Source organism: Zymomonas mobilis subsp. mobilis ATCC 10988 (genome assembly GCF_000175255.2).
GTDB classification, from domain to species: domain Bacteria; phylum Pseudomonadota; class Alphaproteobacteria; order Sphingomonadales; family Sphingomonadaceae; genus Zymomonas; species Zymomonas mobilis.
In genome coordinates, this window is sequence record NC_017262.1 from 400,080 (window position 1) to 421,422 (window position 21,343).

The window sequence follows — 21,343 nt, forward strand, 5'->3', positions numbered from 1 at the left end:
TCTAGCCCCCATGTCCCAGAGATATGTTCCACCATGAACCGAGTTCAGCTTTTAGCCATCCTCTTTTCAGAGAAGCTTCGGAATTTTTGAATCAATTCTTATCCTGCAAAATGCAGACAATGGCTGGAAAATAATAATTTCAGCGTGTTTTTCGGATCGATTAAATTTTTGATATAAAAATGACGAATATCGGCCAGAAAATTTTTGGCATAATCCATCCAGCCTTATTATAGTCCCAACAATGAGAATAGCCCTATTTCAACCGGATATTGCCGGTAATGTTGGAACCATCCTTCGGACGGCGGCCTGTTTCGGGGTCGGCGTCGATATCATTGAACCTTGCGGATTTGCTTTCTCCGATCGTGCCTTGAAACGTGCCGGAATGGACTATGCGAAAATTGCGCCACCGGTGCGACATAATGATTGGAACAGCTTCCTTTCCACTCGTCCCGAACGCCGTGTCTTACTGACCACTGCGGGCGATATTCCTTTACCTGAAATGACGTTCCAGCCCGACGATATTCTGCTCTTCGGCTCTGAATCCGCTGGCGCACCCGACTTTGTCCACCAAGCAGCCAGCCACCAAGTTCGAATACCGCTTCTCGCCGATTTCCGCTCTTTGAATATTGCTGTTTCTGCCGGTATCGCTTTGGCGGAAGCCTTGCGTCAAACAGGAGGCTTTGCCCATGAAGTCCGATGAAATGCTTTTGAATGAACAGCAACAAGTCACTTCAGACTGGTTTCATCAGTTGCGAGATCGCATTTGCCAGCAATTTGAAGGGATAGAGCGCCAAGCCGCCAGTCCAGCGTCTTTTCAAGTCACGCCATGGCAAAAAAATACTGAAGGCTATGGTATCCAGACGGGGCGTGGCATCCGCTCTTTAATGAAAGGACAAATTTTCGAAAAAGTTGGCGTTAACATATCAACCGTCAAAGGCTGTTTCTCACCTGATTTCGCAAAAAAAATTCCTGGTACCGAGGATGATCCCCATTTTTTTGCAACAGGTATCAGCCTTGTCGCTCATATGGCTAATCCCCATGTCCCCAATATTCATATGAATTGCCGGTTTTTACAAACGACCAAAAGCTGGTTTGGAGGTGGGATCGACCTCAATCCCTCAACTCCTTATGCAGAAGATACTGCCGAATTTCATCAGAGTTTAAAAACCATCTGCGATAAACATCATCCTGATTATTACAGTCGTTTCAGCGAGTGGGCTGACCGCTATTTTGATATTCCTCATCGCCAAACGAAGCGCGGTGTCGGCGGCATTTTTTACGATTATCTTGATAGCAATTTTACAGCTGACTTTGCTTTTACCAAAGATGTCGGGAAGGCTTTTCTGGATATTTTTCCAAAGCTGGTAGCAAGACGACAAAATAGAGCCGCTAACCAAGAAGATTTTCAGCGCCTCGCTGTTTATCGGGGACGGTACACCGAATTCAATCTTCTTTATGATCGTGGCACGTTATTCGGCTTAAAAACAGGCGGTGATGCTGATGCCGTTTTAATGAGTCTACCACCAATGGCGATATGGGAATAATCAATGACGTTCCTCCTACTGGAAAAAGGACAACTTGCTTCTGTTGTCACTGCCTTGGAAATGACCAAGCAGCCTGATGATAAATGGCTCTCTCAAAACGCCACAATTCTAGATATTGATAACAACCCCTATCACCTCGAACGATGGGAAGATCCACAGACAGATAGCTATCGTGACCTTTTCCTAAAAATAGGCAGTCCATGGTTATGGTTTTCACGCTTGGAACTTGACGATCGAGCGTTAAAGGCTTTGATTACGCATCCTGAAATAGAAATTTACCGCCTTAGGGATAATGATAATCACATTGCAGGGATGATCGAATTAGATTTTCGCAAAAAAGGAGAATGTGAAATCGTCTTTTTTGGTCTTGATGTTAAATATATTGGTAAAAAATTAGGCCATCCGGTGATGATTCATACCCTGCATAAAGCATGGAAATCTGATATCAATCGCGTTTGGCTACATAGCTGTAGCTCTGATCATCCCGCCGCCTTGCGTTTTTATCAAAAACACCATTTTCAGCCCTATCAGCGAATGATCGAAATTCACGATGATCCTCGTTTGATAGGCTTATTACCTAAAGAAGCGGCACCTCATATCCCTATTATTGATTAATATAAAGGGATATGGAGTACCGCTTCTTTTTCAAATTAAACCGCTAGGCACTATTTTTAGGCTGCGCCAGGACTAGCGTCTTTCTCTTTTTGAGCAAAAACCCGCACCGGTTCTTTTTTGCCTTCAGCCACATCTTTATCAACGATGATTTCGGACACGCCTTCTAATGAAGGCAGTTCGAACATCGTATCAAGCAAGATACCTTCCAAAATAGAACGTAGACCGCGAGCCCCAGTCTTCCGTTCAATACCTTTTTTAGCAATGGCTGCTAAAGCATCTTCAGTAAATTCGAGTTTGGCATCTTCCAGCTCAAACAACTTCTGATACTGTTTAACCAAAGCATTTTTAGGTTCGGTCAGAATACGTACCAGCGCGCTCTGATCAAGATCCTCTAGCGTTGCCAGAACAGGCAAACGACCTACAAATTCAGGAATTAGACCAAATTTCAACAGATCTTCTGGTTCACATTCCTGCAAAATTTCACCCGTCCGGCGTTCGTCAGGCGCAGCGACATGTGCACCGAAACCGATAGATTTCCCTTCGAGGCGGTCTGCAATAATCCGGTCGAGTCCAGCGAAAGCCCCACCACAAATAAAGAGGATATTCGTCGTATCAACCTGCAAGAATTCCTGCTGAGGATGCTTTCTGCCCCCCTGTGGTGGGACAGATGCCGTGGTGCCTTCCATCAGCTTTAGTAATGCTTGCTGGACGCCTTCGCCCGATACATCGCGCGTAATAGAAGGGTTGTCCGACTTTCTGGTGATCTTGTCTATTTCATCAATATAGACAATGCCCCTTTGAGCACGTTCTACATTATAATCACTTGCCTGTAATAATTTCAGGATAATGTTTTCGACATCTTCACCGACATAACCAGCCTCGGTCAAAGTCGTTGCATCGGCCATCGTAAAGGGCACATCAAAGGTGCGCGCCAAAGTCTCTGCCAGAAGCGTTTTACCGCATCCAGTCGGCCCAATCAAAAGAATATTAGATTTTGCTAGCTCGACATCAGCATCTTTGCCGCCGTGATTCAATCGCTTGTAATGGTTATGTACCGCAACAGAAAGCACCCGCTTGGCTTTACTCTGTCCGATAACATATTGGTCAAGAATCGTACAGATTTCCTGTGGCGTCGGCACGCTGCCGTCACCTTTATGCAAAGCGCCTCTGGTTTCCTCGCGAATGATGTCGTTACATAATTCAACACATTCATCGCAGATAAACACTGTCGGCCCCGCGATAAGCTTACGGACTTCGTGCTGCGATTTGCCGCAGAAAGAACAGTAAAGCGTGCTTTTGGAATCGCTGCCGCTCAGTTTGGTCATAACATCATCCTTGGCGGCTTTTAGCCGCTTTCATCCATTCCAAAATCGTTTTAGCGCCAGTTTTCCCCTTGCTGCAATCCGAAAAAGGAAATTTTAGCAGCAAAGGTTAAACGGATCTGTATCAAAAGACAGATTTAGCTTGGAATCACTTATTCTTTTTCTTCAGAAGCAACCGGACGCTTGTCGAAGACTTTATCAATCAAGCCAAAGGCTTTTGCCTCATCCGCTTCCAAGAAATTGTCGCGATCCATCGCTTTCTCAATCTCTTCAATCGGTTGATTGGTATATTTTGCATAAAGAGCATTCAAACGTTTACGCATCCGCAAGATTTCACGCGCTTGAATCTCGATATCAGCCGCCATACCCTGCGCACCACCTGAAGGCTGATGAATCATGATACGGCTATTGGTCGTTGCAACCCGCATACCGGGTTCACCGGCGGCCAGCAGGAAGCTGCCCATAGAGGCAGCCTGACCAATACAAAGTGTACCAACCTTCGGACGAATATACTGCATAGTATCGTGAATAGCGAGGCCTGCTGTTACAACGCCCCCCGGAGAATTGATATAAAGGAAAATATCTTTTTTAGGGTTTTCAGCTTCCAAAAACAAAAGCTGAGCGCAAATCACCGAAGCCATATGGTCTTCGACCTGACCGGTTACAAAAATGATACGTTCCCGTAACAGGCGAGAATAAATATCGAAGCTACGTTCCCCACGGTTCGATTGTTCGACAACCATTGGGATTAAAGCATTGACGATATCAGCGTGATCATGGCTCATCGAAAAACAGCGTCCTTATTATTTGGCGAAAGTTATAGATTGTCGCTCTTGCTTACTAATTCAAGCCCAAAGATATATCTATCTATCTTTCTTTTTATCGAAATTTAAAAGGCCAGATTGCGCCAGATACGCCAATCTTAACGCTTCTCGACGGCCATAAACCACTGTATCCAGTATGATACCACAGGCGAATGAAAGACTGGAAAGAATGACAAGGCCGGTTGACAGTAAAGCTGTCGGCAATCTTGGAACTAATCCAGTATGACAATAGGTAATCATCAAAGGCACAGCCAATCCGATACCCATAATCGCCAGAAAAATACCAATAACACTAAAAAACAGCATCGGGCGTTCTAGTCTGAAAAGCGACATAATCGTCAAGAGAATACGCCAGCCATCCCGATAAGTTGATAATTTTGAAAAAGACCCCTCTGGGCGGGCACTGTAGTGCGTTTCAACCTCGGCAACCGGCATTTGTAAAGCCAAAGCGTGAACGCTTATTTCTGTCTCAATTTCAAAGCCAGTGCTTAAAACAGGAAAGCTTTTCACAAAGCGTTTTGAAAAAGCCCGATAGCCGGAAAGGATATCTGTAAAATTACGGCCAAACAGCCAGGCTAAAATACCATTGAGAACACGATTGCCGAATTGATGTCCTAGACGATAGGCTTGGTCAGAAATAGATTGCCGAATTCCGACCACCATATCCAGCCCCTGCTCACAAAGCATTTCCACCATTTTTGGAGCAGCAGAGGCATCGTAAGTCGCATCACCGTCAGCAAGGATATAAATATCAGCATCAATATCAGCGAACATCCGCCGAACAACATGCCCCTTCCCTTGCAACCTTTCCGAACGCGTGATGGCATGATGCTGTCGCGCAATCGCAATGGTGTTATCCGTGCTGTTATTGTCATAAACATAGATATCTGCATCAGGCAGAACATGACGAAAAGCTGCCACCGTTTTACCGATGGCAGCTTCTTCGTTATGACAGGGTAACAGCACAGCTACTTTCAAAGTAGCCGTTTTTGTTTCAGGCAGCACCTTGTCTGAAACCTTCCTTATTCGTCAGAAGATTTCTTTTCGGCTTTAGGAGCCGCTTTCTTTTTAGGCGCTGCTTTCTTTTTAGGAGCGGCGGCTGCTTTTTTAGCCTTGGGTTTGTCAGAAGCCTTTTCTTTATGATCATGGTCGTGATCATGCTTACCGATGCTGTCTTCTTCAGCTTCAATAGCGGCTTCTAATTCTTCCCGCGTAACAGCACGATCCGTGATGTTGGCTTTTTCAAACAGGATATCGACCACTTTATCTTCATAAAGCGGCGCACGAAGCTGTGCAGCCATCATCGGATCCTGACGCAGATATTCAACAAAACGCTGACGATCGGCCGGGTTATAACGCTGTGCAGCCTGAGAAATGAGCATGTTCATTTCATTCTGGCTTACTTCAACATTGTTTTTGGCACCGATATCGGAAAGAGCCAGTCCTAAACGAACGCGGCGTTCTGCGATCGCGCGATATTCATCGCGTTCTTTTTCCATTTCAGCCAAAGCGGCTTCAGAATCTTCTTCATGGCTGGCAGCATGTTCCAGCTGACGCCAAATCTGATTGAATTCAGCTTCGACCATCTGGCTCGGGACTTCAAAGCTATAGCTATCAGCCAACTGATCCAACAGCTTACGCTTCATGTAAGTGCGCGTCAGACCATTTAATTCCTGTTCAATCTGACCTTTCATCAGATCACGGAGCTGATCGAGGCTTTCAAGGCCAAGGGATTTTGCAAAGTCATCATTGACTTCAGCTTTGCGTGGAACCCGAACATCGCTGACAGTGACGTCGAATTCGGCATCTTTGCCTTTCAGATAAGGAACCGAATAATCTTCAGGGAAGGTTACCTTTAAAACACGGCTTTCGCCTTGTTTTGCACCGACCAACTGCTCTTCAAAACCCGGAATAAACTGACCTGCGCCCAGCTCAACGCTCATATCAGAGCCGGTGCCACCTTCGAAGGGTTCGCCATCAACTTTACCAACGAAATCAACAACGACAAGGTCACCATTTTCAGCTTTGTGATCTTTTTTCGAATCATCAAAGCTTTTCTGATGTTCTGCGAATTCTTTAATTTTCTCATCGATCACAGCATTATCAGCTTCGACCGTCAAACGTTCCAGCTTCAGATCATCAAAGGAAATTTCTGGCACTTCCGGTAAAATTTCGAATTTAACCTTCAGCTCGGCGTCTTTACCCAGTTCATAGCCTTCGGTCAGTTCGATTTCCGGCTGCATAGCGGGCTTCTCGCCTTTGTCGCTCAGTAACTTCTGAACGCCGTCTTGAAGGGCTTTGTTCAGAGCATCCTGTGCTAAAGAAGCGCCATACATTTTGTTAACCAGTTTTGCTGGAACTTTTCCCGGACGGAAACCAGGTAAGTTAACACGCGGTGCAGCTTCGGCAACTTCCTGATCGATTCTTTTACGGATCTCATCTGCCGTAATAGTCAGCGTGTAGTTCCGCTTCAGGCCTTCATTTAACGTTTCGACAGTTTCCATCTCGTAACGAACCTTTATTTCTGAATTCTGCTTAAAGCCAAATAATATCTGCCCCGAGGATTCGGGACAAACGCTCTTCAGAAGGAAAACCTCTGAACAGTGAATGGGATGGTGCGGGCGAAGGGACTTGAACCCCCACATCTTGCGATACTGGAACCTAAATCCAGCGCGTCTACCATTTCCGCCACGCCCGCAAATAAAATCTTTTGGCGAGGTCTATAACAATAGTTTCCCCAAGAGCAAGCCCGTCATTGCTTTCTATTCGAATATTCCTGCATTTGAGGTCGATATTGCGATAAAAAATGGCGTTCTCTGAAAAAAAATGCGATAAAAACCGCCCATGAGCAAGATTATCACTATAAAAAATAATTCATTGACGCTCGATATCTCGACATCGGGTGCCGAAATGCAACGTATCGAAGATGCCGATGGCCAGCAATGGCTATGGGACGGGAATCCTGAAATATGGAGCGGCCATGCCCCTTTCCTCTTCCCAATTGTCGGCACTTTGGTTCAAAATCAGTATCGCTTGGGCGATAAAAGCTATGAACTTCCGCGTCATGGTTTTGCTCGCCGGAAAGCTTTTGATCCGATCGTTATCGAGGCAGATCATGCCTGTTTCCGATTGAAAGATGATTCGGAAACGCGGGCTGTGTATCCTTTCCTCTTTACGCTTGATATCGACTATCGTCTGAAAGAAAATAGTTTAACTATCGAAGCAAAAGTGACCAATAATGGCGATTCTCCTATGCCGGCCAGCTTTGGTTTCCATCCAGCTTTAAGATGGCCGCTTCCAACAGGGGCAGATAGAAAGAATCACATCGTCCTTTTTGAAAAAGCCGAGATTGGTACCATCTCCGGTGTCGATAGTGACGGTCTTTTTGTTAGCCCAAGAGAAAATCCGGTGCATGATCGGACGGTTATCTTAAATGATGACCTGTTTAATGATGATGCCTTGATTTTTGATAAAGTTGCTAGCCGCTCTGTTTGGATGGGGGCACCCGGATATAAGGGCGCTATTGTCCGATTTCCTCTAATGCCCTCCTTGGCATTATGGATGAAACCAGGTGCCGATTACCTTTGCATCGAGCCATGGCAGGGACATTCCGATCCAGCAGGTTTCAAAGGCGATATTTTTGAAAAACCGGGTATTGTCCCGATCAAACCGAAAGAAAGCCGCTCTTTTGGTATCGAAATTCTCATCAATGTCGATGAAGACGATTTATAATTTTTATTGAAAAATAAATTTCGGCGAAAGGCTGCAAAGGGGAACACTTTTGTAGCCTTTTGTCTATCAAGGCTAAAAATGGTTGGGGCGGCAGGATTCGAACCTGCGCATGACGGGATCAAAACCCGTTGCCTTACCGCTTGGCTACGCCCCAATAGACTTCATTAAGAGTGCAGTCTATTTTTGAAGAGCCGCTTTATAGCAAGTAAATTTCTTTTGAAAAGCCTTGCGACCAAAAAATATAGAAAAAAAACAGCGTCATCTCTCCCAAAAGGAAAAATTTTTGTCTTTGGTCGTTACTCTTTATAATTCTTCCATCCGAATAAAAGGCAGCGATAATGGAATCCCCCTCTTATAAAAATTTAATCAAAGCCGAGGATGCACAGAAAAAAGCTGGAAAACGGCTTCTATCTTCTGAATGGTATCCTGGATTTCATGTAACGCCTTTAACTGGTTGGATGAATGACCCCAACGGGCTGATTTTTTTCAAGGGGGAATACCATCTTTTTTATCAATACTATCCTTTTGCACCTGTCTGGGGGCCGATGCATTGGGGACATGCGAAAAGCCGTGATTTAGTTCATTGGGAAACACTCCCTGTTGCCCTTGCTCCAGGGGATTCATTTGATCGCGACGGCTGTTTCTCAGGATGCGCTGTTGATAATAATGGCGTTTTGACTCTGATCTATACGGGGCATATCGTTTTATCTAACGATAGCCCTGATGCCATTCGTGAAGTGCAGTGTATGGCGACAAGCATAGACGGCATCCATTTTCAAAAAGAAGGCATCGTCCTTGAAAAAGCACCCATGCCACAGGTCGCCCATTTCAGAGACCCTCGCGTTTGGAAGGAGAATGACCACTGGTTTATGGTGGTGGGCTATCGAACAGATGATAAGAAACATCAAGGAATCGGACATGTCGCTCTATACAGAAGCGAAAATCTAAAAGACTGGATTTTTGTCAAAACACTGCTGGGTGATAATTCTCAATTACCGCTGGGAAAACGGGCTTTTATGTGGGAATGTCCTGATTTCTTCTCGTTAGGCAATCGTTCTGTTTTGATGTTTTCTCCACAAGGCTTGAAGGCAAGCGGTTACAAAAACCGGAATCTATTTCAAAACGGCTATATTCTTGGAAAATGGCAAGCACCTCAATTTACGCCGGAAACATCCTTCCAAGAACTAGACTATGGTCATGATTTCTATGCAGCACAACGTTTTGAAGCTAAAGATGGTCGTCAAATATTAATTGCATGGTTTGATATGTGGGAAAATCAAAAACCCAGCCAACGAGATGGATGGGCTGGCTGTATGACGTTGCCCCGCAAGCTTGATTTAATTGATAATAAAATTGTGATGACGCCTGTTAGAGAAATGGAGATTTTACGACAATCGGAAAAAATTGAATCTGTCGTAACGCTTTCGGATGCCGAGCATCCCTTTACGATGGACTCTCCCCTGCAAGAAATAGAGCTGATCTTTGACTTGGAAAAAAGCAATGCTTATCAAGCTGGTTTGGCTTTGCGCTGTAATGGCAAAGGGCAAGAAACGCTTCTTTATATCGATAGAAGCCAGAATCGTATCATTCTTGACCGAAATCGCTCGGGGCAAAATGTAAAAGGGATTAGAAGCTGTCCGCTTCCGAACACCTCCAAAGTCAGACTGCATATATTCCTTGACCGATCATCTATAGAAATTTTTGTCGGCGATGATCAGACCCAAGGCCTCTACAGCATAAGTAGTCGAATATTCCCCGATAAGGACAGCCTTAAAGGCCGTTTATTCGCTATCGAAGGCTATGCCGTTTTTGATTCTTTTAAGAGATGGACATTACAGGATGCTAATCTAGCCGCTTTTTCAAGCGATGCCTGTTAAAAATGGTTGGGGCGGCAGGATTCGAACCTGCGCATGACGGGATCAAAACCCGTTGCCTTACCGCTTGGCTACGCCCCAATAGGCTTCTCGGTCGAGAATGATCTTCTTTATAACGACTGAAACGGGCTTGAAAAGTCCTGATTTCTAAAAATTTTTCTTTTCTCGACCTCAATTCGGGCAATTCCTCCGAAAGGATCTCGATTATGGCTATTCTGATAACAGGCATTGCAGGCTTTATTGGTAGTTTTGCTGCAAAATCCCTTTTAGAAAGAGGCGAAGAAATAGTCGGGATAGATAATCTAAATGATTATTATGATCCCGAGTTAAAGAAAAAACGTTTGGCAGAATTAAAAAAGCTCAAAAACGGCAAACTGCATTTTTCCCCTATCGATTTTTCGGACGGAACTCTTCTCAATAACACTCTCGAAAAATTCGATTTTGATCGCATTATCCATCTAGGTGCTCAGGCCGGTGTTCGATATTCGCTCATTAACCCCCAGATATATGGCGATTCTAACTTAATCGGCCATCTCAATATACTTGAGTTAGCAAGACATAGAAAAGTCCGGCATATGGTCTATGCCTCTTCCTCTTCTGTCTATGGCAACCGTTCTACCCTGCCCTTTAAAGTTGATAGCCAGCCGGATTACCCAGCTTCTCTTTACGCAGCAACCAAAAGAGCGGGTGAGATGTTAAGCGAAAGCTATGCCTATCTTTACCGTATCCCCCTGACAGGTCTCCGCTTTTTTACAGTATATGGTATTTGGGGTCGCCCAGATATGGCTATGTGGATTTTTACCAAAAAAATCCTTCAAAAACAGCCAATTATGCTTTTTAATAATGGCGAAATGCAACGTGATTTCACCTATATTGATGATGCGGTATCCGGTTTAATTGCGGCCTTGGACAACCCACCTCAAGATAATAACAAGATAAAATCAGGCGGCAGCCTTAATCCTCATAATCTCTATAATATCGGCAATCATCACCCCGAAAACCTGAAATATCTTGTTGAATTATTAGAAGAGGCTTGCGGCTGTCATGCCATCAAAGAATTGCGCCCCATGCAGGCAGGTGATGTTTCCACCACCTATGCCGATATTGAGACATCAAAGCGGGATTTAGGATTTCACCCTAAGATTACGCTGGATATCGGAGCAGGCCGTTTTGTCGAATGGTTTCGCCATTATATCACCCATTCATGAAGCTATTATAAAAAATTCAGAATTGTTAGCTCAAAAAACAGGGCTTTGTTTTCTCAATCAATTCTATATCCTTCTTTCCCCATATTTTATTTATTTTTCAAAGGTGTGGATTGATGAAAGAGGCGTTTTCTTCGCCAGCCGATTCCCTTCTTTTCCTAAGGGAAGCTGAAATAAGACGGGGTATAGAACTCCTTTATTTTGGCTACTCCACTATTTATCAGTCCATTGATAGCCTGCTGACAAAAAACGGATTAGGGCAAGCGCATTATCGTTCGCTTTATTTTATTGCCAGAAAACCTGATATTTCAGTCGGAGAGCTACTTCGATTGCTGAATATCACTAAACAATCTCTAGGACGGATTATTCATGATTTAGAAGAAAAGGCACTTATCACAATAAGACAAGGCGAACGGGATCGCCGATGCCGATTGCTGAAATTAAGTGATTCAGGGAAAGCTCTAGAAAGTCAGTTATTCGGATTAATTCGAGATAAAATGGCCAAGGCTTACGCGACTAGCGGAGCCGATGCTGTAACCGGATTCTGGCAATTATTAGAAAATCTTTTATCGACCGATATAAAGGATTCTGCCCTAGCCCTCCGCAAAGGCGATTAACAAGGAAATAGACATGCGTCAGGGTTTTCGAGGCGAAATAATTTCTTTTACAGATGACCCGTCCTTCTATGGGGACAAGGCTGTTTCCCATCAAAAAGATGGCATAATCGTCGTTGAGAATGGTCGTGTCATTGCACGGGATAAGGCTGAAATTATCAAGACGCAGTTTCCTGATCTGGCGATTACTGACTGCTCCGGCTATTTAATTATGCCCGGTTTTATTGATAGTCATATCCACTACACACAGCTCGACTGTATCGCCGCCGGAGGTGAGACTTTACTTGGTTGGCTTGAAAAAAAGGTTTTTCCAACCGAACAGAAATTTTCGGATAAAGCCTATGCGACAGAAACGGCCGACTTTTTTTTAAAGGAATGTCTGCGGAATGGCACGACCTCCACGCTTGTTTTTGCGACATCCTATTTCCAATCAGTCGAAGCGCTTTATAATGCTGCTTTAAAGGCGGATATGCGCATTATCACGGGTAATGTCTTGATGGATTTAGCGCCAAAGGCGCTTGCCGATAAAATACCAAAAAGCCTCGACGATAGTGAGAAGTTAATCCAAAACTGGCAAGGTCATGGCCGATTGGGATATGCTGTAACACCCCGTTTCGCTCTGACATCTTCTTCGGAGCAATTGGCTGGTGCAGGAAAAATACTGGGTGAATATCCCGATATTCTTATGCAAACACATCTTGCTGAAACAAAAGATGAATGCGCTGCCGTTAAAGAACGCTTCCCGAAGGCTGGCGATTATCTAGAAGTCTATGAAAATTTTGGATTGTTAACTGACAGAAGTGTTTTTGCGCATTGCCTATATCTATCAGATTCCGCGTTCCATCGCTTAGCTAAATCGGGTGCTGGAATTGCGTTTTGTCCGACATCCAATCTATTTTTAGGTTCAGGATTATTCAATTTAGAAAAAGCCCGCCAGCTTAAGATCACGATGGGTTTGGGAAGTGATGTGGGTGCTGGAACCAGCTTCTCATTACTGGCAACGATGGCTGAAGCCTATAAAACATGTCGGTTACAGAATTATAATCTTGATCCTTTTTATGCCTTTTACCTCGCGACTTTAGGCGGCGCGCGACTTCTGGGTATCGATCGCTATGTTGGCTCACTAGGAATGGGGCAAGAAGCAGACTTTATCCTCGTAAATCCGGCGGCCACGCCTTTGCTTGATCGCAGAACAAAAAACGCCTCTTTGGAAGAAAAGCTTTTTGCTCTCGAAATTATGGGGGATGATCGCGCTATTGCCGCTACCTATATCAAAGGTAAATTGGCTTTTGGCGGTATTGATCACCCCCCTATCTAGAGACTATTTTACGGGACAGGTGGTAGCTTCCGTCGGATCAAGATCAAGACAGCGGCCATCGACCTCCCCTTTTTTCAAAGGAATCTGCAAGAGAGCCGCTAAGCTTGGCATAATGTCGACGGTTTCAACCGGCATAGGTTGTTCAAAACCGGAGGCATGCGGCGTGTAAAAAATAATGGGGACGCGCCGATCATAATCCCATGCTGATCCATGGGTCGCTACATATGAAACCGGTTTGGCAATAGGTGTCACGCGCGGTTTTAAAAGAACAATCAAATCCCCCGAACGTAGTGGATCAAAAGAAGCCTTCGCTCTTTCCGCCAGATTCCATAATTCAGGTGAACGGGTTGGATATGGGATATGGGTTAATTCTGATGCGGTAAAAACCGCAGCGACCTGTGGGTGATTGGATAATTCCGATTTTGCAGCCTGAATAAGCTGTGCTTTTGTTTGCTCGGGTAAATTACGGTTAATATACCAATCGCCTTGTGGTTCATTGGCAAAAAATAATGGCTGATTATGGCTCAATTGAAAACGTTCTGCCAACCTCAAAGAAAGCTGATCTGGCGATAACGCGGGGTCAACGCGTTGAGCCGTCTCCACACCGCGTAATTTTGCACGTTCAGGCACATCTTGGCCACCATGGTCAGCTGTCAGAACCAAGACGTAAGGAACACCGTTACTATCTAAGGCAGCAATAATACGGGCAATATTATCATCCAGACCCGCCATTTGGCTACACATTTCAGCCCCTTCGGTGCCATAAGCATGGCCAACAGCATCCGTTGCAGACAAACTCACCGTTAACAGATCGGGGGCATTGCTATGCCCTAATTTCAACTCATCAATCAATCCGATAGCAATATCGGTAGTTGTCCGATCATAGTCGGGGGTTACTCGAAAAGTTTTGAAATCACCGGCTTTTCTGGATGCCGGTGCCAAGCCGATAATTCTGTTATTCCCGATTTTCAGAGCCGATGCGTGATCCGCACAAACAGAAGGCATGACAGGCGCCTCATCTTGCTGCATCAAACGGGTTACTTGTTCATTCACTGTTTTTACAGTGGCAGGCATCTCCCCCTTATGATCAGCCAGCGTTTTATACGCATTATCAGACCAAAACCATATTTGATCTGTCATATGGCCACCCATCATAATGGCGGCACGATCTTTGCCCGCTACAGAAATTACACGGCTATGGGGATTCGCTTTTTTCATCCGATCACCCAAAGTCGGCACTTTTAAATAATGAACCGATGGTTGGTAATTCTGAGGATCAGCTGAAAGAGACGGGTCTTCACTACAATAGACCTTTTTATCAGCCCTTTTGACCGAAAAATCATACCAGTTATTGGCAATAATCCCTGTTCTGGCTGGATGATCGCCTGTTAACAAAACCGAATGTCCAGGACAGGTCTCCGTTGCCGCATGACTATGGTAAGCCATGGGATAGACGACACCATTTTGTAACTGCTTCATTCCTGACCGGAAGCGGCCACGATATTCAGAAAATAAATCAGACGAAAATTGATCAACAGAAATAGCAACGATCAGGCGCGTCCCACTCCATGGGTTATGCGCTGTTTCAGAAGACGCGGCAATCTCTCCCTTGGGATGATTATCCAAAGGTTGCGTTGCCGCGATTGTTACCGATGAAAGACTGCTTGTAACTATCGCTATCGCCAACGAAGAAAATACGGTCTTTAAAAAAGAATGATGAAGCAATGAGTTCATCCCTTAAAAAATTCTGGGAAAAACCAATAATATCATCGAAATGTGACATTTCGATATAGGGAAGTCTCTTTTTATTAAAGAGGATAACAAAATTATATTATTATTCGTTATATGATACAGATCGCAAAAAATAATTATATATCAATATAGCTATAAAAATGGATATAAAGAAAAAGACATTATCTCTATAATAGAAGTAAATTTATTATCCTGTCCTATCATTTTATAGATACAGAAAAGCCTTATGCTTTATCCTTGTTTCGGGGATTAAATTGCGTTTAACCTCTTTTTATCGAGGAATAGAAAGAGGGATATTATGACCGCCTATGCCGAAAATATAACAGAAAGGCCGAGCCATTCTGAAAAAAAATCGGTTTTTTCAAATTTAAAATCTCAACCAGCAGATGCGCTTTTGGAATTGATCGCGCTTTGTCGTGAAGATACTCGCGAAAATAAAATTGATGTCGGCGTTGGGGTTTTTTGTGATGATCAGGGACATACCCCTGTCATGCGAGCGGTTAAAGCTGCCGAGATACAGCTTATCCACGAACAGAATACCAAATCTTATTTAGGATCCGCAGGCGATATAGAATTTTTTCGCCGACTAATTCCGGTCGTCTTTGGGAATGATTTCAAAGATCATGAACGCTTGTCAGGCTTACAGACCCCTGGTGGGACCGGAGCTTTAAGGCTCGCTTTTGATCTCATCCATGCAGGCAATCCGAATGCAGACATTCATTACGGTAATCCGACATGGGTTAACCACCTTCAGATCATTGCCAATACTGGTTTAAACAGCATCAGCCATCCTTTTTACAATAGAGAAAAACGTCAAATTGATTTTGATGCGGTTCTTGACGATCTGAAGCAGGTCAAAAGGGGTGATGTCATCTTATTGCATGGCTGTTGTCATAATCCGACCGGATGCGACTTTACTTTTGATCAATGGAAAGCTCTTTCAGAAGTTATCAGTCAAAAAGGATTATTACCGGTCATTGATCTTGCCTATCAAGGCTTAGGCGATGGTTTAGAAGAGGATGTCGCAGGTCTTCGTTGGTTGAGCCAACAAGTAGACGAAATGATCGTGACATATTCTTGTGATAAAAATTTCGGGCTTTATCGAGAAAGAACCGGCGCGATTTTCGTGTTATCCCAAAATGCCGAAAGCCGTAAAATCGTTCAGTCTAATCTGATCGCATCAACACGAACCCATTGGTCTATGCCACCCGATCATGGCGCAGCGGCTGTTCGTATTATTCTTGAAAATGAAGCTTTATATGATTCTTGGCAGACAGAATTAAATGCCATGCAACAACGGATTAGCGGTAATCGCCAATCTTTGGCTAAGGCTGATTCCTATTTTGCGCCTTTGTTACAGCAAAAAGGTATGTTCTCGATATTACCGCTGTCACCAGAACAGATTAAAAAGCTGCGTATCGAAAACGCTATTTATATGGCGCCATCGGGTCGCATCAATGTCGCCGGTTTAACGCCGACAACGATAGATCCTTTTGTGAAGGCAATACAAAAGGTTATCTAACCTGTTTAAAGCCCTTCCCAAGGGAAGGGCTTTTTTATTAACGGGATAAGATAGATTTCACCTTTTCTCGTGACAGAACAAAACCAACCCCGACCAGTAAAAATCCGGTCAGATGCATCCATCCCAAACGCTCCCCTAAGAATGGCACCGCGATCAGGCTACCGAAAACAGGCATCAGATAGAGAAAAATGCTGGCACGACTGGCGCCAATAATATGAACGCCTCGATTAAAAAACAAAAAGGCAAAAATAGACGGGCCAATAGCCAGATAGATTATCGCCGATAAAGAATGAGAATCATGGAAGGGTAACCCCACCCCATAAGGAATTTGGAAAGGTAGCAAGACAAGAGAGGCTGCCACAAAACAGGAAAACAACAAAACTAACGGCGTAGTCGGCGGTTTATGGCGTAAAATGGTAGCATACAAAGCCTGGCACAGCATCGTTGCTGTCAAAAGCAAAGTTCCCCCGATTGTAGAGGCCGCCCCACCATTTCCCTTAGCGGCAATCACAAAGAGAATGCCACCAAAGGCAAAAAGCATCGCCACAATACGCTTTGGGCTTGGTTTTTCACCATAAAGAAAAAAAGCGAAAAGCAAGATGACAACAGGGGTTGCCGATTGGATAAGCAAAGCCACTGTCGCCCCCGTGCTATGCAATCCGTAATAAGCTAAAGTATTTGATCCGGCCTGCCCTGTTGTTCCCAAAAGGAGAATAATTGGCCAATGCCTTAAAACAACGCGCCATTCTTTTTTCAAAGATGACCACACAAACGGCAAAAGTATACAGGCAGCCAAAGCCCAACGCCAAAAAGACAGACTAACAGGCGGCATAGAAGGCGGAATAATACGCCCAATAACGAAATTGCTGGCCCACATAAAAGCAGCCAGCGATAAGGTTATCCATGCATTATTCCATAACCGGTTCATGACATATCCCCTCACTTGGATTGTGAATATAATAGCTGTAACCGCACTATAATTCACATAATATTATTTTAAATAAAAATATTATTATTTTATTTACCAAAAATAAAAATTCAAATTTCAGAAAATTATAATTATTTAAAGCAATAGAATAGAGCTTCTACTCACAGGGCCGCTTTTATCAATAAAAGCAAGGTGACAAAAACTTTTCGCTTTTTCGGAAAAGAAATAGCCGTTTCTGCGTTCAAAACATTATAAACGGTAAGAGATCAGATTGAGGAAAAACAAATGAAATTATATGACTATAGCGGCGCATCCAATCCTCGGCGGGTGCGGATTTTTATTGCAGAAAAAAATATTGATATTGAAAATATCCAAGTCGACCTTGCCGCAAAGCAGCAATTTTCAGAAGAATACCGCAAAATAAATCCCTATTGTGTCGTGCCAACCTTGTTATTGGATGATGGCACTGCATTAGGAGAAGTGCCGGTTATCTGCCGTTATCTGGAAGAAATTTATCCTGATCCTCCTCTAATTGGTCGGACAGCCGAAGAGCGGGCAATTGTAGGAATGTGGGAAAGACGAATAGAACTGGACGGTTATTTTTCGGTTGTCGATGCTACCCGTAATAGTAATAGCAACCTTAAAGGCCACGCTTTAACAGGCGTTGATAGTTATCAACAAATTCCGGAATTAGCTGAACGCGGGAAAAAACGGACTATTCGCTTTTTTGAAGATTTCGATAGCCGTCTACAAAAGCAGGCTTATGCCGCTGGTGCTTTTTTCTCGATGGCTGATATCACAGCGGTTGTTGCCCTTGATCTGGCTAAAAAACGACTGGATATGGAACCAGATTCCAAATTGAAAGCTTTACACCGCTGGTATAGCGAAGTTTCTTCCCGTCCCAGTATGAAGGCTTAAGATTCTATAACGGCACAGAGAACTGTGCCGTTATTCAATTTTGTGAGTCGATTACAAATATTTTAAAAATCAAAAATTTTATTATATAAATTTAAAATTCAATAAATATTGATATATTTTTATAATACAACTCCAACAAAAATAACATTTTACCATAACCAGCTTTCCTACAGAGAGTCTTGTTGATATTTTTAGAACATAACAAGAACAAAAAGGAATGTGGTTATGAGGAATTCTGAAAAGGCAATGGTATCCCCTGATATGCTGCCTGCACTGACCCGAAATGCAGTTGCATCGACGGGATACCCGCCTGTTAAAAAGCATCTTGGATATGGCGATACCGTCAAAAAACAACAATTATCGCATCAAAAAATAGAAAGCTCTGCGGCTAACTATTTAAGGCGCAAGGGTTATGTGCCGGTATGCCATGCCAATATTGTGGACATCACTTTTCCTCGAGATGTCTGGCTTGTCGGACAACATGTCATATCAACGGAAGATATGCTTGAAATGGCGAACATCCACGGATTCCGATCAGAAATCGTTCAATAAATCGAAGCTCAAGGGTGACCATCGATAGTGACAAGTTTCCTATTTTAAAATGGTCGCCCATATTCATTTTCAGGAAATTCTAAAATGATCGGAATCCGTCTTTCTCGACTGTTATCAGGGAATAGGAAGACTATCTCATGATGACAGCCGCCGATTTTATCCGTTGGTATATCCAGCATTGGGAAGGTCAATTGTCTCTTGATCCCAAGGATCGAGGCAATTGGTGGAATGGTCAATTAGTAGGCTCAAAATATGGCATCACCGCTGCGGCGCTTTCCAGCGAACGCCAGACATCTCATATCACGGCTTTTGATATAGCCGGACTGACAGAAGATGAAGCTGTTAGCATAGGCCTCGCACAATATTACCATGCTTCCGGCTTGGATAAATTGCCTTGGAATCATGTCACTGCTTCGGTGTTAGACAAGGCATGGGGATCAGGCCCCAAAACAGCCATTCGGCTCTTACAAGGTCTTATTGGTGTATCGCCTGACGGGGTTGTCGGGGATAAAACCATTCAAGCCTATCGGGATTGGATAGAGAAAAATGGCGAAGCACAAGCCGCTATTATATGGGCAAAAACACGGGAAAATTTTGATTTATCCCTTCACCAGCCTCGATTTTTGAAAGGATGGAATAATCGGACAACCAGTTATTTACCCGATGGTCAATGGTGGTCTGCCATGACCTAAAAAGAACAAAACCTGAACAAAATGGAGAAAAACAATGAGGCATTTTTATACAGTCATAGGCTGGATAAAAGGCCGTTTGAAAGAACGCACAACATGGGGAGGTCTGCTTATCGTCGTTGGCACATTGCTGGGACATGACATGGGATGGATTAACAATATGGCGCAAGGGATCGGGATGGCGACCTTTGGCGGAACCCTGATTTCTTTCAGTAATCAGGATAATAAAAATATCCAGAATGAAGGCTGCCATGATTGAGCTACCTTTAATTTGGTCTTTTATAAAAGGCTCATGGAAACCAATTTTGGCGATATCGGCCATTTTTCTTGCGATCGGGCTGATCCATCACGATGGCTATCGGCGCGGTAAACGGCATGAACAGGCAAAATATGAAAAAGCTCTGGAAACCGCCCAGAAACAAGCCAATCTTGCCCAACAACAAATAGACGATTTGACCCGTCAGATGGGTCTTATTCAGCAAGAACAAGGCGATAAAATAAGGAATATTCAAGAAAATGCACAAAAAATGGCAACCCAGCCGGTATATAATACTGTCTGTGGCAATGCTGATGCTTCCCGCTTGCTCGACGACGCGCGTCGTGCAGCCAATGCCGGACTTGCCAGCCAATCTGATGACACCCCCGCCCCCGCTACCCGCCTTTCCTCACAATCCCGATAATAGGATGACCGCTGCCGAATGGCTTCAGGGTAGTATCAATCTTTATGAAACAGCCGGTTCTATTCGATTGCAATTATTAGCTTTACAGGCAGCGGTGCAGACCGAAAACAAAACGAACGAACCTAAATAGTCAAAGTCATTTATTGGCATAATAAACGGCACGGGCAATGGCTCGTGTGACACAATCAGCAGCAGCAGAACCGATACGCGCCAATTCTAAATTCGCTATTTTTCCCTCAGCTATAGAAACCGCACCGGAAGACAACGCAAATAAAGTATCACCATCAAAAGGTGTATGCACTGGCCTAACAGCCCTAGCAAAACCGTCCTGTGCCATAATAGCTAATCTTTTTGTCTGGTTGCGATCGAGTTCTGCTGTTGTTGCAACAACAGCCAACATCGTATTGGCGCCGCCTTTTAAACGAAAATTCTCGGAAAGTCGCTCGATATCGGGAAAGGGATCATTATAGGATACCTGCCTGATATCGGGTTTTTCTCCTCCAAATTCCTGACCGATTTCAAAAGGCCAGGCCCAAAAATGCCGATTATCATCCATATAAGGAGAACCAACGGGATTAGCGGCGACTAAAGCGCCTACGATTATCCCATCATCCAAATCCAAAGAGGCTGAGCCAATACCGCCCCTGACATGACCAGCCAAAGCACCATAGCCCGCTCCGGCTCGTCCTAGATCAAAAGAAATATCGGCTTTTTGTAACGCGGTTTTTCCCAGTTGATAGTAAGGCGGGGTATTACCCCAATCTTTTTTGCCGCCATTCGCCAGATCATAAAGCACTGCCGTTGGAATGATTGGCACAGGATTGTGGCAGCTATTGATATTCAACCCCTTTCCCTCTTGAGATAGGGCTACAGTTACCGCATCGGCGGCGGCCAATCCAAAAACAGATCCTCCGGTCAAAACGATAGCATGCACGCCGCCAACCAGATTTTCGGGATCAAGCACGGCAGTTTCTCGCCCACCAGGGCCCCCGCCACGAATATCGACTGCGGCCGTCCACAAAGACGGACAGGTCAAAACGGTAACACCCGTTTCAGCGATCGGATCTTCTGATTGCCCAACTAATAGGCCGCCGACATCCGTAATCAAATTAAGGTTGCCGGTTTTGGGAGAAAATGTCTGTTTCAAAAAAACCTGCTATTCAAAACATTTAAAAGAACGGTTTCTAGATTATTCTAAAACCAAAAATTTTCGACCGAAAGAAGTGTACTGCTTTTATTTTGATTACCAATTCC

The 21,343-nt window shown here is 44.1% G+C and carries 22 protein-coding genes and 3 tRNA genes; 15 read left to right on the top strand and 10 right to left on the bottom strand.

The features are described 5' to 3' along the window. Window positions 1-241: 241 nt before the first annotated feature. The 3 genes from ZMOB_RS01825 to ZMOB_RS01835 are packed head-to-tail and all read left to right on the top strand — an operon-like array spanning window position 242 to window position 2,159. Window positions 242-700 (top strand): tRNA (cytidine(34)-2'-O)-methyltransferase, encoded by a 459-nt coding sequence (locus ZMOB_RS01825; protein ID WP_011240809.1) that lies wholly within the window; start codon window positions 242-244, stop codon window positions 698-700. Beyond that, complete coding sequence (hemF, locus tag ZMOB_RS01830) at window positions 687-1,544, top strand: oxygen-dependent coproporphyrinogen oxidase (RefSeq protein ID WP_014500462.1); 858 nt, start codon at window positions 687-689, stop codon at window positions 1,542-1,544. Before ZMOB_RS01825 ends, hemF begins: the two co-directional genes overlap by 14 nt. 3 nt (window positions 1,545-1,547) lie before the next feature. Continuing rightward, a complete protein-coding gene (locus tag ZMOB_RS01835; protein WP_014500463.1) occupies window positions 1,548-2,159 on the top strand; it encodes a GNAT family N-acetyltransferase in 612 nt (203 codons plus the stop codon). Between the two features lie 56 nt (window positions 2,160-2,215). Here the strand turns inward: ZMOB_RS01835 and clpX are convergent, their stop codons facing one another. From clpX to ZMOB_RS01860, 5 genes are all read right to left on the bottom strand, one after another. Continuing rightward, window positions 2,216-3,484, bottom strand: a complete 1,269-nt coding sequence (gene clpX, locus ZMOB_RS01840) for an ATP-dependent Clp protease ATP-binding subunit ClpX (RefSeq protein ID WP_011240806.1) — start codon at window positions 3,482-3,484, stop codon at window positions 2,216-2,218. Window positions 3,485-3,633: 149 nt separating this feature from the next. Further along, window positions 3,634-4,266 (bottom strand): ATP-dependent Clp endopeptidase proteolytic subunit ClpP, encoded by a 633-nt coding sequence (gene clpP / locus ZMOB_RS01845; protein WP_011240805.1) that lies wholly within the window; start codon window positions 4,264-4,266, stop codon window positions 3,634-3,636. Window positions 4,267-4,344: 78 nt separating this feature from the next. Then, window positions 4,345-5,310 carry a glycosyltransferase gene (locus ZMOB_RS01850; RefSeq protein WP_011240804.1) on the bottom strand — a complete coding sequence of 322 codons (966 nt, stop codon included), beginning with the start codon at window positions 5,308-5,310 and terminating at the stop codon, window positions 4,345-4,347. Window positions 5,311-5,327: 17 nt separating this feature from the next. After that, window positions 5,328-6,809, bottom strand: a complete 1,482-nt coding sequence (gene tig / locus ZMOB_RS01855) for a trigger factor (RefSeq protein WP_012817053.1) — start codon at window positions 6,807-6,809, stop codon at window positions 5,328-5,330. Window positions 6,810-6,918: 109 nt separating this feature from the next. Continuing rightward, a tRNA-Leu gene (locus ZMOB_RS01860) sits at window positions 6,919-7,003 on the bottom strand. 146 nt (window positions 7,004-7,149) lie between these two features. Between ZMOB_RS01860 and ZMOB_RS01865 the strand changes: the two genes are divergently transcribed. Continuing rightward, window positions 7,150-8,037, top strand: a complete 888-nt coding sequence (locus tag ZMOB_RS01865) for an aldose 1-epimerase family protein (RefSeq protein ID WP_011240802.1) — start codon at window positions 7,150-7,152, stop codon at window positions 8,035-8,037. Window positions 8,038-8,116: 79 nt separating this feature from the next. Here the strand turns inward: ZMOB_RS01865 and ZMOB_RS01870 are convergent. Then, a tRNA-Gln gene (locus tag ZMOB_RS01870) sits at window positions 8,117-8,191 on the bottom strand. Window positions 8,192-8,375: 184 nt separating this feature from the next. Here ZMOB_RS01870 and ZMOB_RS01875 point away from each other — a divergent pair. Then, a complete protein-coding gene (locus ZMOB_RS01875; RefSeq protein WP_014500464.1) occupies window positions 8,376-9,914 on the top strand; it encodes a sucrose-6-phosphate hydrolase in 1,539 nt (512 codons plus the stop codon). 3 nt (window positions 9,915-9,917) lie between these two features. Here the strand turns inward: ZMOB_RS01875 and ZMOB_RS01880 are convergent. Continuing rightward, a tRNA-Gln gene (locus ZMOB_RS01880) sits at window positions 9,918-9,992 on the bottom strand. Window positions 9,993-10,117: 125 nt separating this feature from the next. Between ZMOB_RS01880 and ZMOB_RS01885 the strand changes: the two genes are divergently transcribed. From ZMOB_RS01885 to guaD, 3 genes are all read left to right on the top strand, one after another. Then, on the top strand, window positions 10,118-11,119 hold the full coding sequence (locus tag ZMOB_RS01885; RefSeq protein ID WP_014500465.1) for an NAD-dependent epimerase/dehydratase family protein: 1,002 nt from the start codon (window positions 10,118-10,120) through the stop codon (window positions 11,117-11,119). A gap of 113 nt (window positions 11,120-11,232) precedes the next feature. After that, on the top strand, window positions 11,233-11,733 hold the full coding sequence (locus tag ZMOB_RS01890; protein ID WP_011240799.1) for a MarR family winged helix-turn-helix transcriptional regulator: 501 nt from the start codon (window positions 11,233-11,235) through the stop codon (window positions 11,731-11,733). 13 nt (window positions 11,734-11,746) lie between these two features. Continuing rightward, a complete protein-coding gene (gene guaD, locus ZMOB_RS01895; RefSeq protein WP_014500466.1) occupies window positions 11,747-13,048 on the top strand; it encodes a guanine deaminase in 1,302 nt (433 codons plus the stop codon). 3 nt (window positions 13,049-13,051) lie between these two features. Here guaD and ZMOB_RS01900 read toward each other — a convergent pair whose 3' ends face one another. Beyond that, window positions 13,052-14,782 (bottom strand): alkaline phosphatase family protein, encoded by a 1,731-nt coding sequence (locus ZMOB_RS01900; protein WP_014500467.1) that lies wholly within the window; start codon window positions 14,780-14,782, stop codon window positions 13,052-13,054. Between the two features lie 316 nt (window positions 14,783-15,098). On the opposite strand from ZMOB_RS01900, the gene ZMOB_RS01905 reads away from it, so the two are divergent. Beyond that, complete coding sequence (locus tag ZMOB_RS01905) at window positions 15,099-16,322, top strand: amino acid aminotransferase (RefSeq protein WP_014500468.1); 1,224 nt, start codon at window positions 15,099-15,101, stop codon at window positions 16,320-16,322. A 37-nt stretch (window positions 16,323-16,359) separates the two neighbouring features. Here the strand turns inward: ZMOB_RS01905 and ZMOB_RS01910 are convergent, their stop codons facing one another. Beyond that, window positions 16,360-17,250, bottom strand: a complete 891-nt coding sequence (locus ZMOB_RS01910; RefSeq protein WP_012817060.1) for a DMT family transporter — start codon at window positions 17,248-17,250, stop codon at window positions 16,360-16,362. Between the two features lie 285 nt (window positions 17,251-17,535). On the opposite strand from ZMOB_RS01910, the gene ZMOB_RS01915 reads away from it, so the two are divergent. The 6 genes from ZMOB_RS01915 to ZMOB_RS10480 all read left to right on the top strand — a co-directional run bounded on the left by ZMOB_RS01915 (window position 17,536) and on the right by ZMOB_RS10480 (window position 20,219). After that, entirely contained in the window at window positions 17,536-18,168 is a 633-nt protein-coding gene (locus ZMOB_RS01915) for a glutathione S-transferase (RefSeq protein ID WP_011240794.1), read from the top strand. A 225-nt stretch (window positions 18,169-18,393) separates the two neighbouring features. After that, entirely contained in the window at window positions 18,394-18,720 is a 327-nt protein-coding gene (locus ZMOB_RS01920) for a hypothetical protein (RefSeq protein ID WP_014500469.1), read from the top strand. Between the two features lie 137 nt (window positions 18,721-18,857). Further along, window positions 18,858-19,412, top strand: a complete 555-nt coding sequence (locus tag ZMOB_RS01925) for a glycoside hydrolase family 108 protein (protein WP_014500470.1) — start codon at window positions 18,858-18,860, stop codon at window positions 19,410-19,412. 34 nt (window positions 19,413-19,446) lie between these two features. Further along, on the top strand, window positions 19,447-19,668 hold the full coding sequence (locus ZMOB_RS01930) for a hypothetical protein (protein ID WP_011240791.1): 222 nt from the start codon (window positions 19,447-19,449) through the stop codon (window positions 19,666-19,668). Then, a complete protein-coding gene (locus tag ZMOB_RS01935) occupies window positions 19,661-20,089 on the top strand; it encodes a hypothetical protein (protein WP_014500471.1) in 429 nt (142 codons plus the stop codon). Before ZMOB_RS01930 ends, ZMOB_RS01935 begins: the two co-directional genes overlap by 8 nt. Before the next feature lie 4 nt (window positions 20,090-20,093). After that, window positions 20,094-20,219, top strand: a complete 126-nt coding sequence (locus tag ZMOB_RS10480; protein ID WP_011240789.1) for a hypothetical protein — start codon at window positions 20,094-20,096, stop codon at window positions 20,217-20,219. Window positions 20,220-20,225: 6 nt separating this feature from the next. On the opposite strand, the gene ZMOB_RS01940 is transcribed toward ZMOB_RS10480, so the two are convergent. Next, window positions 20,226-21,236 carry a P1 family peptidase gene (locus tag ZMOB_RS01940; protein ID WP_014500472.1) on the bottom strand — a complete coding sequence of 337 codons (1,011 nt, stop codon included), beginning with the start codon at window positions 21,234-21,236 and terminating at the stop codon, window positions 20,226-20,228. Between the last annotated feature and the right edge of the window lie 107 nt (window positions 21,237-21,343).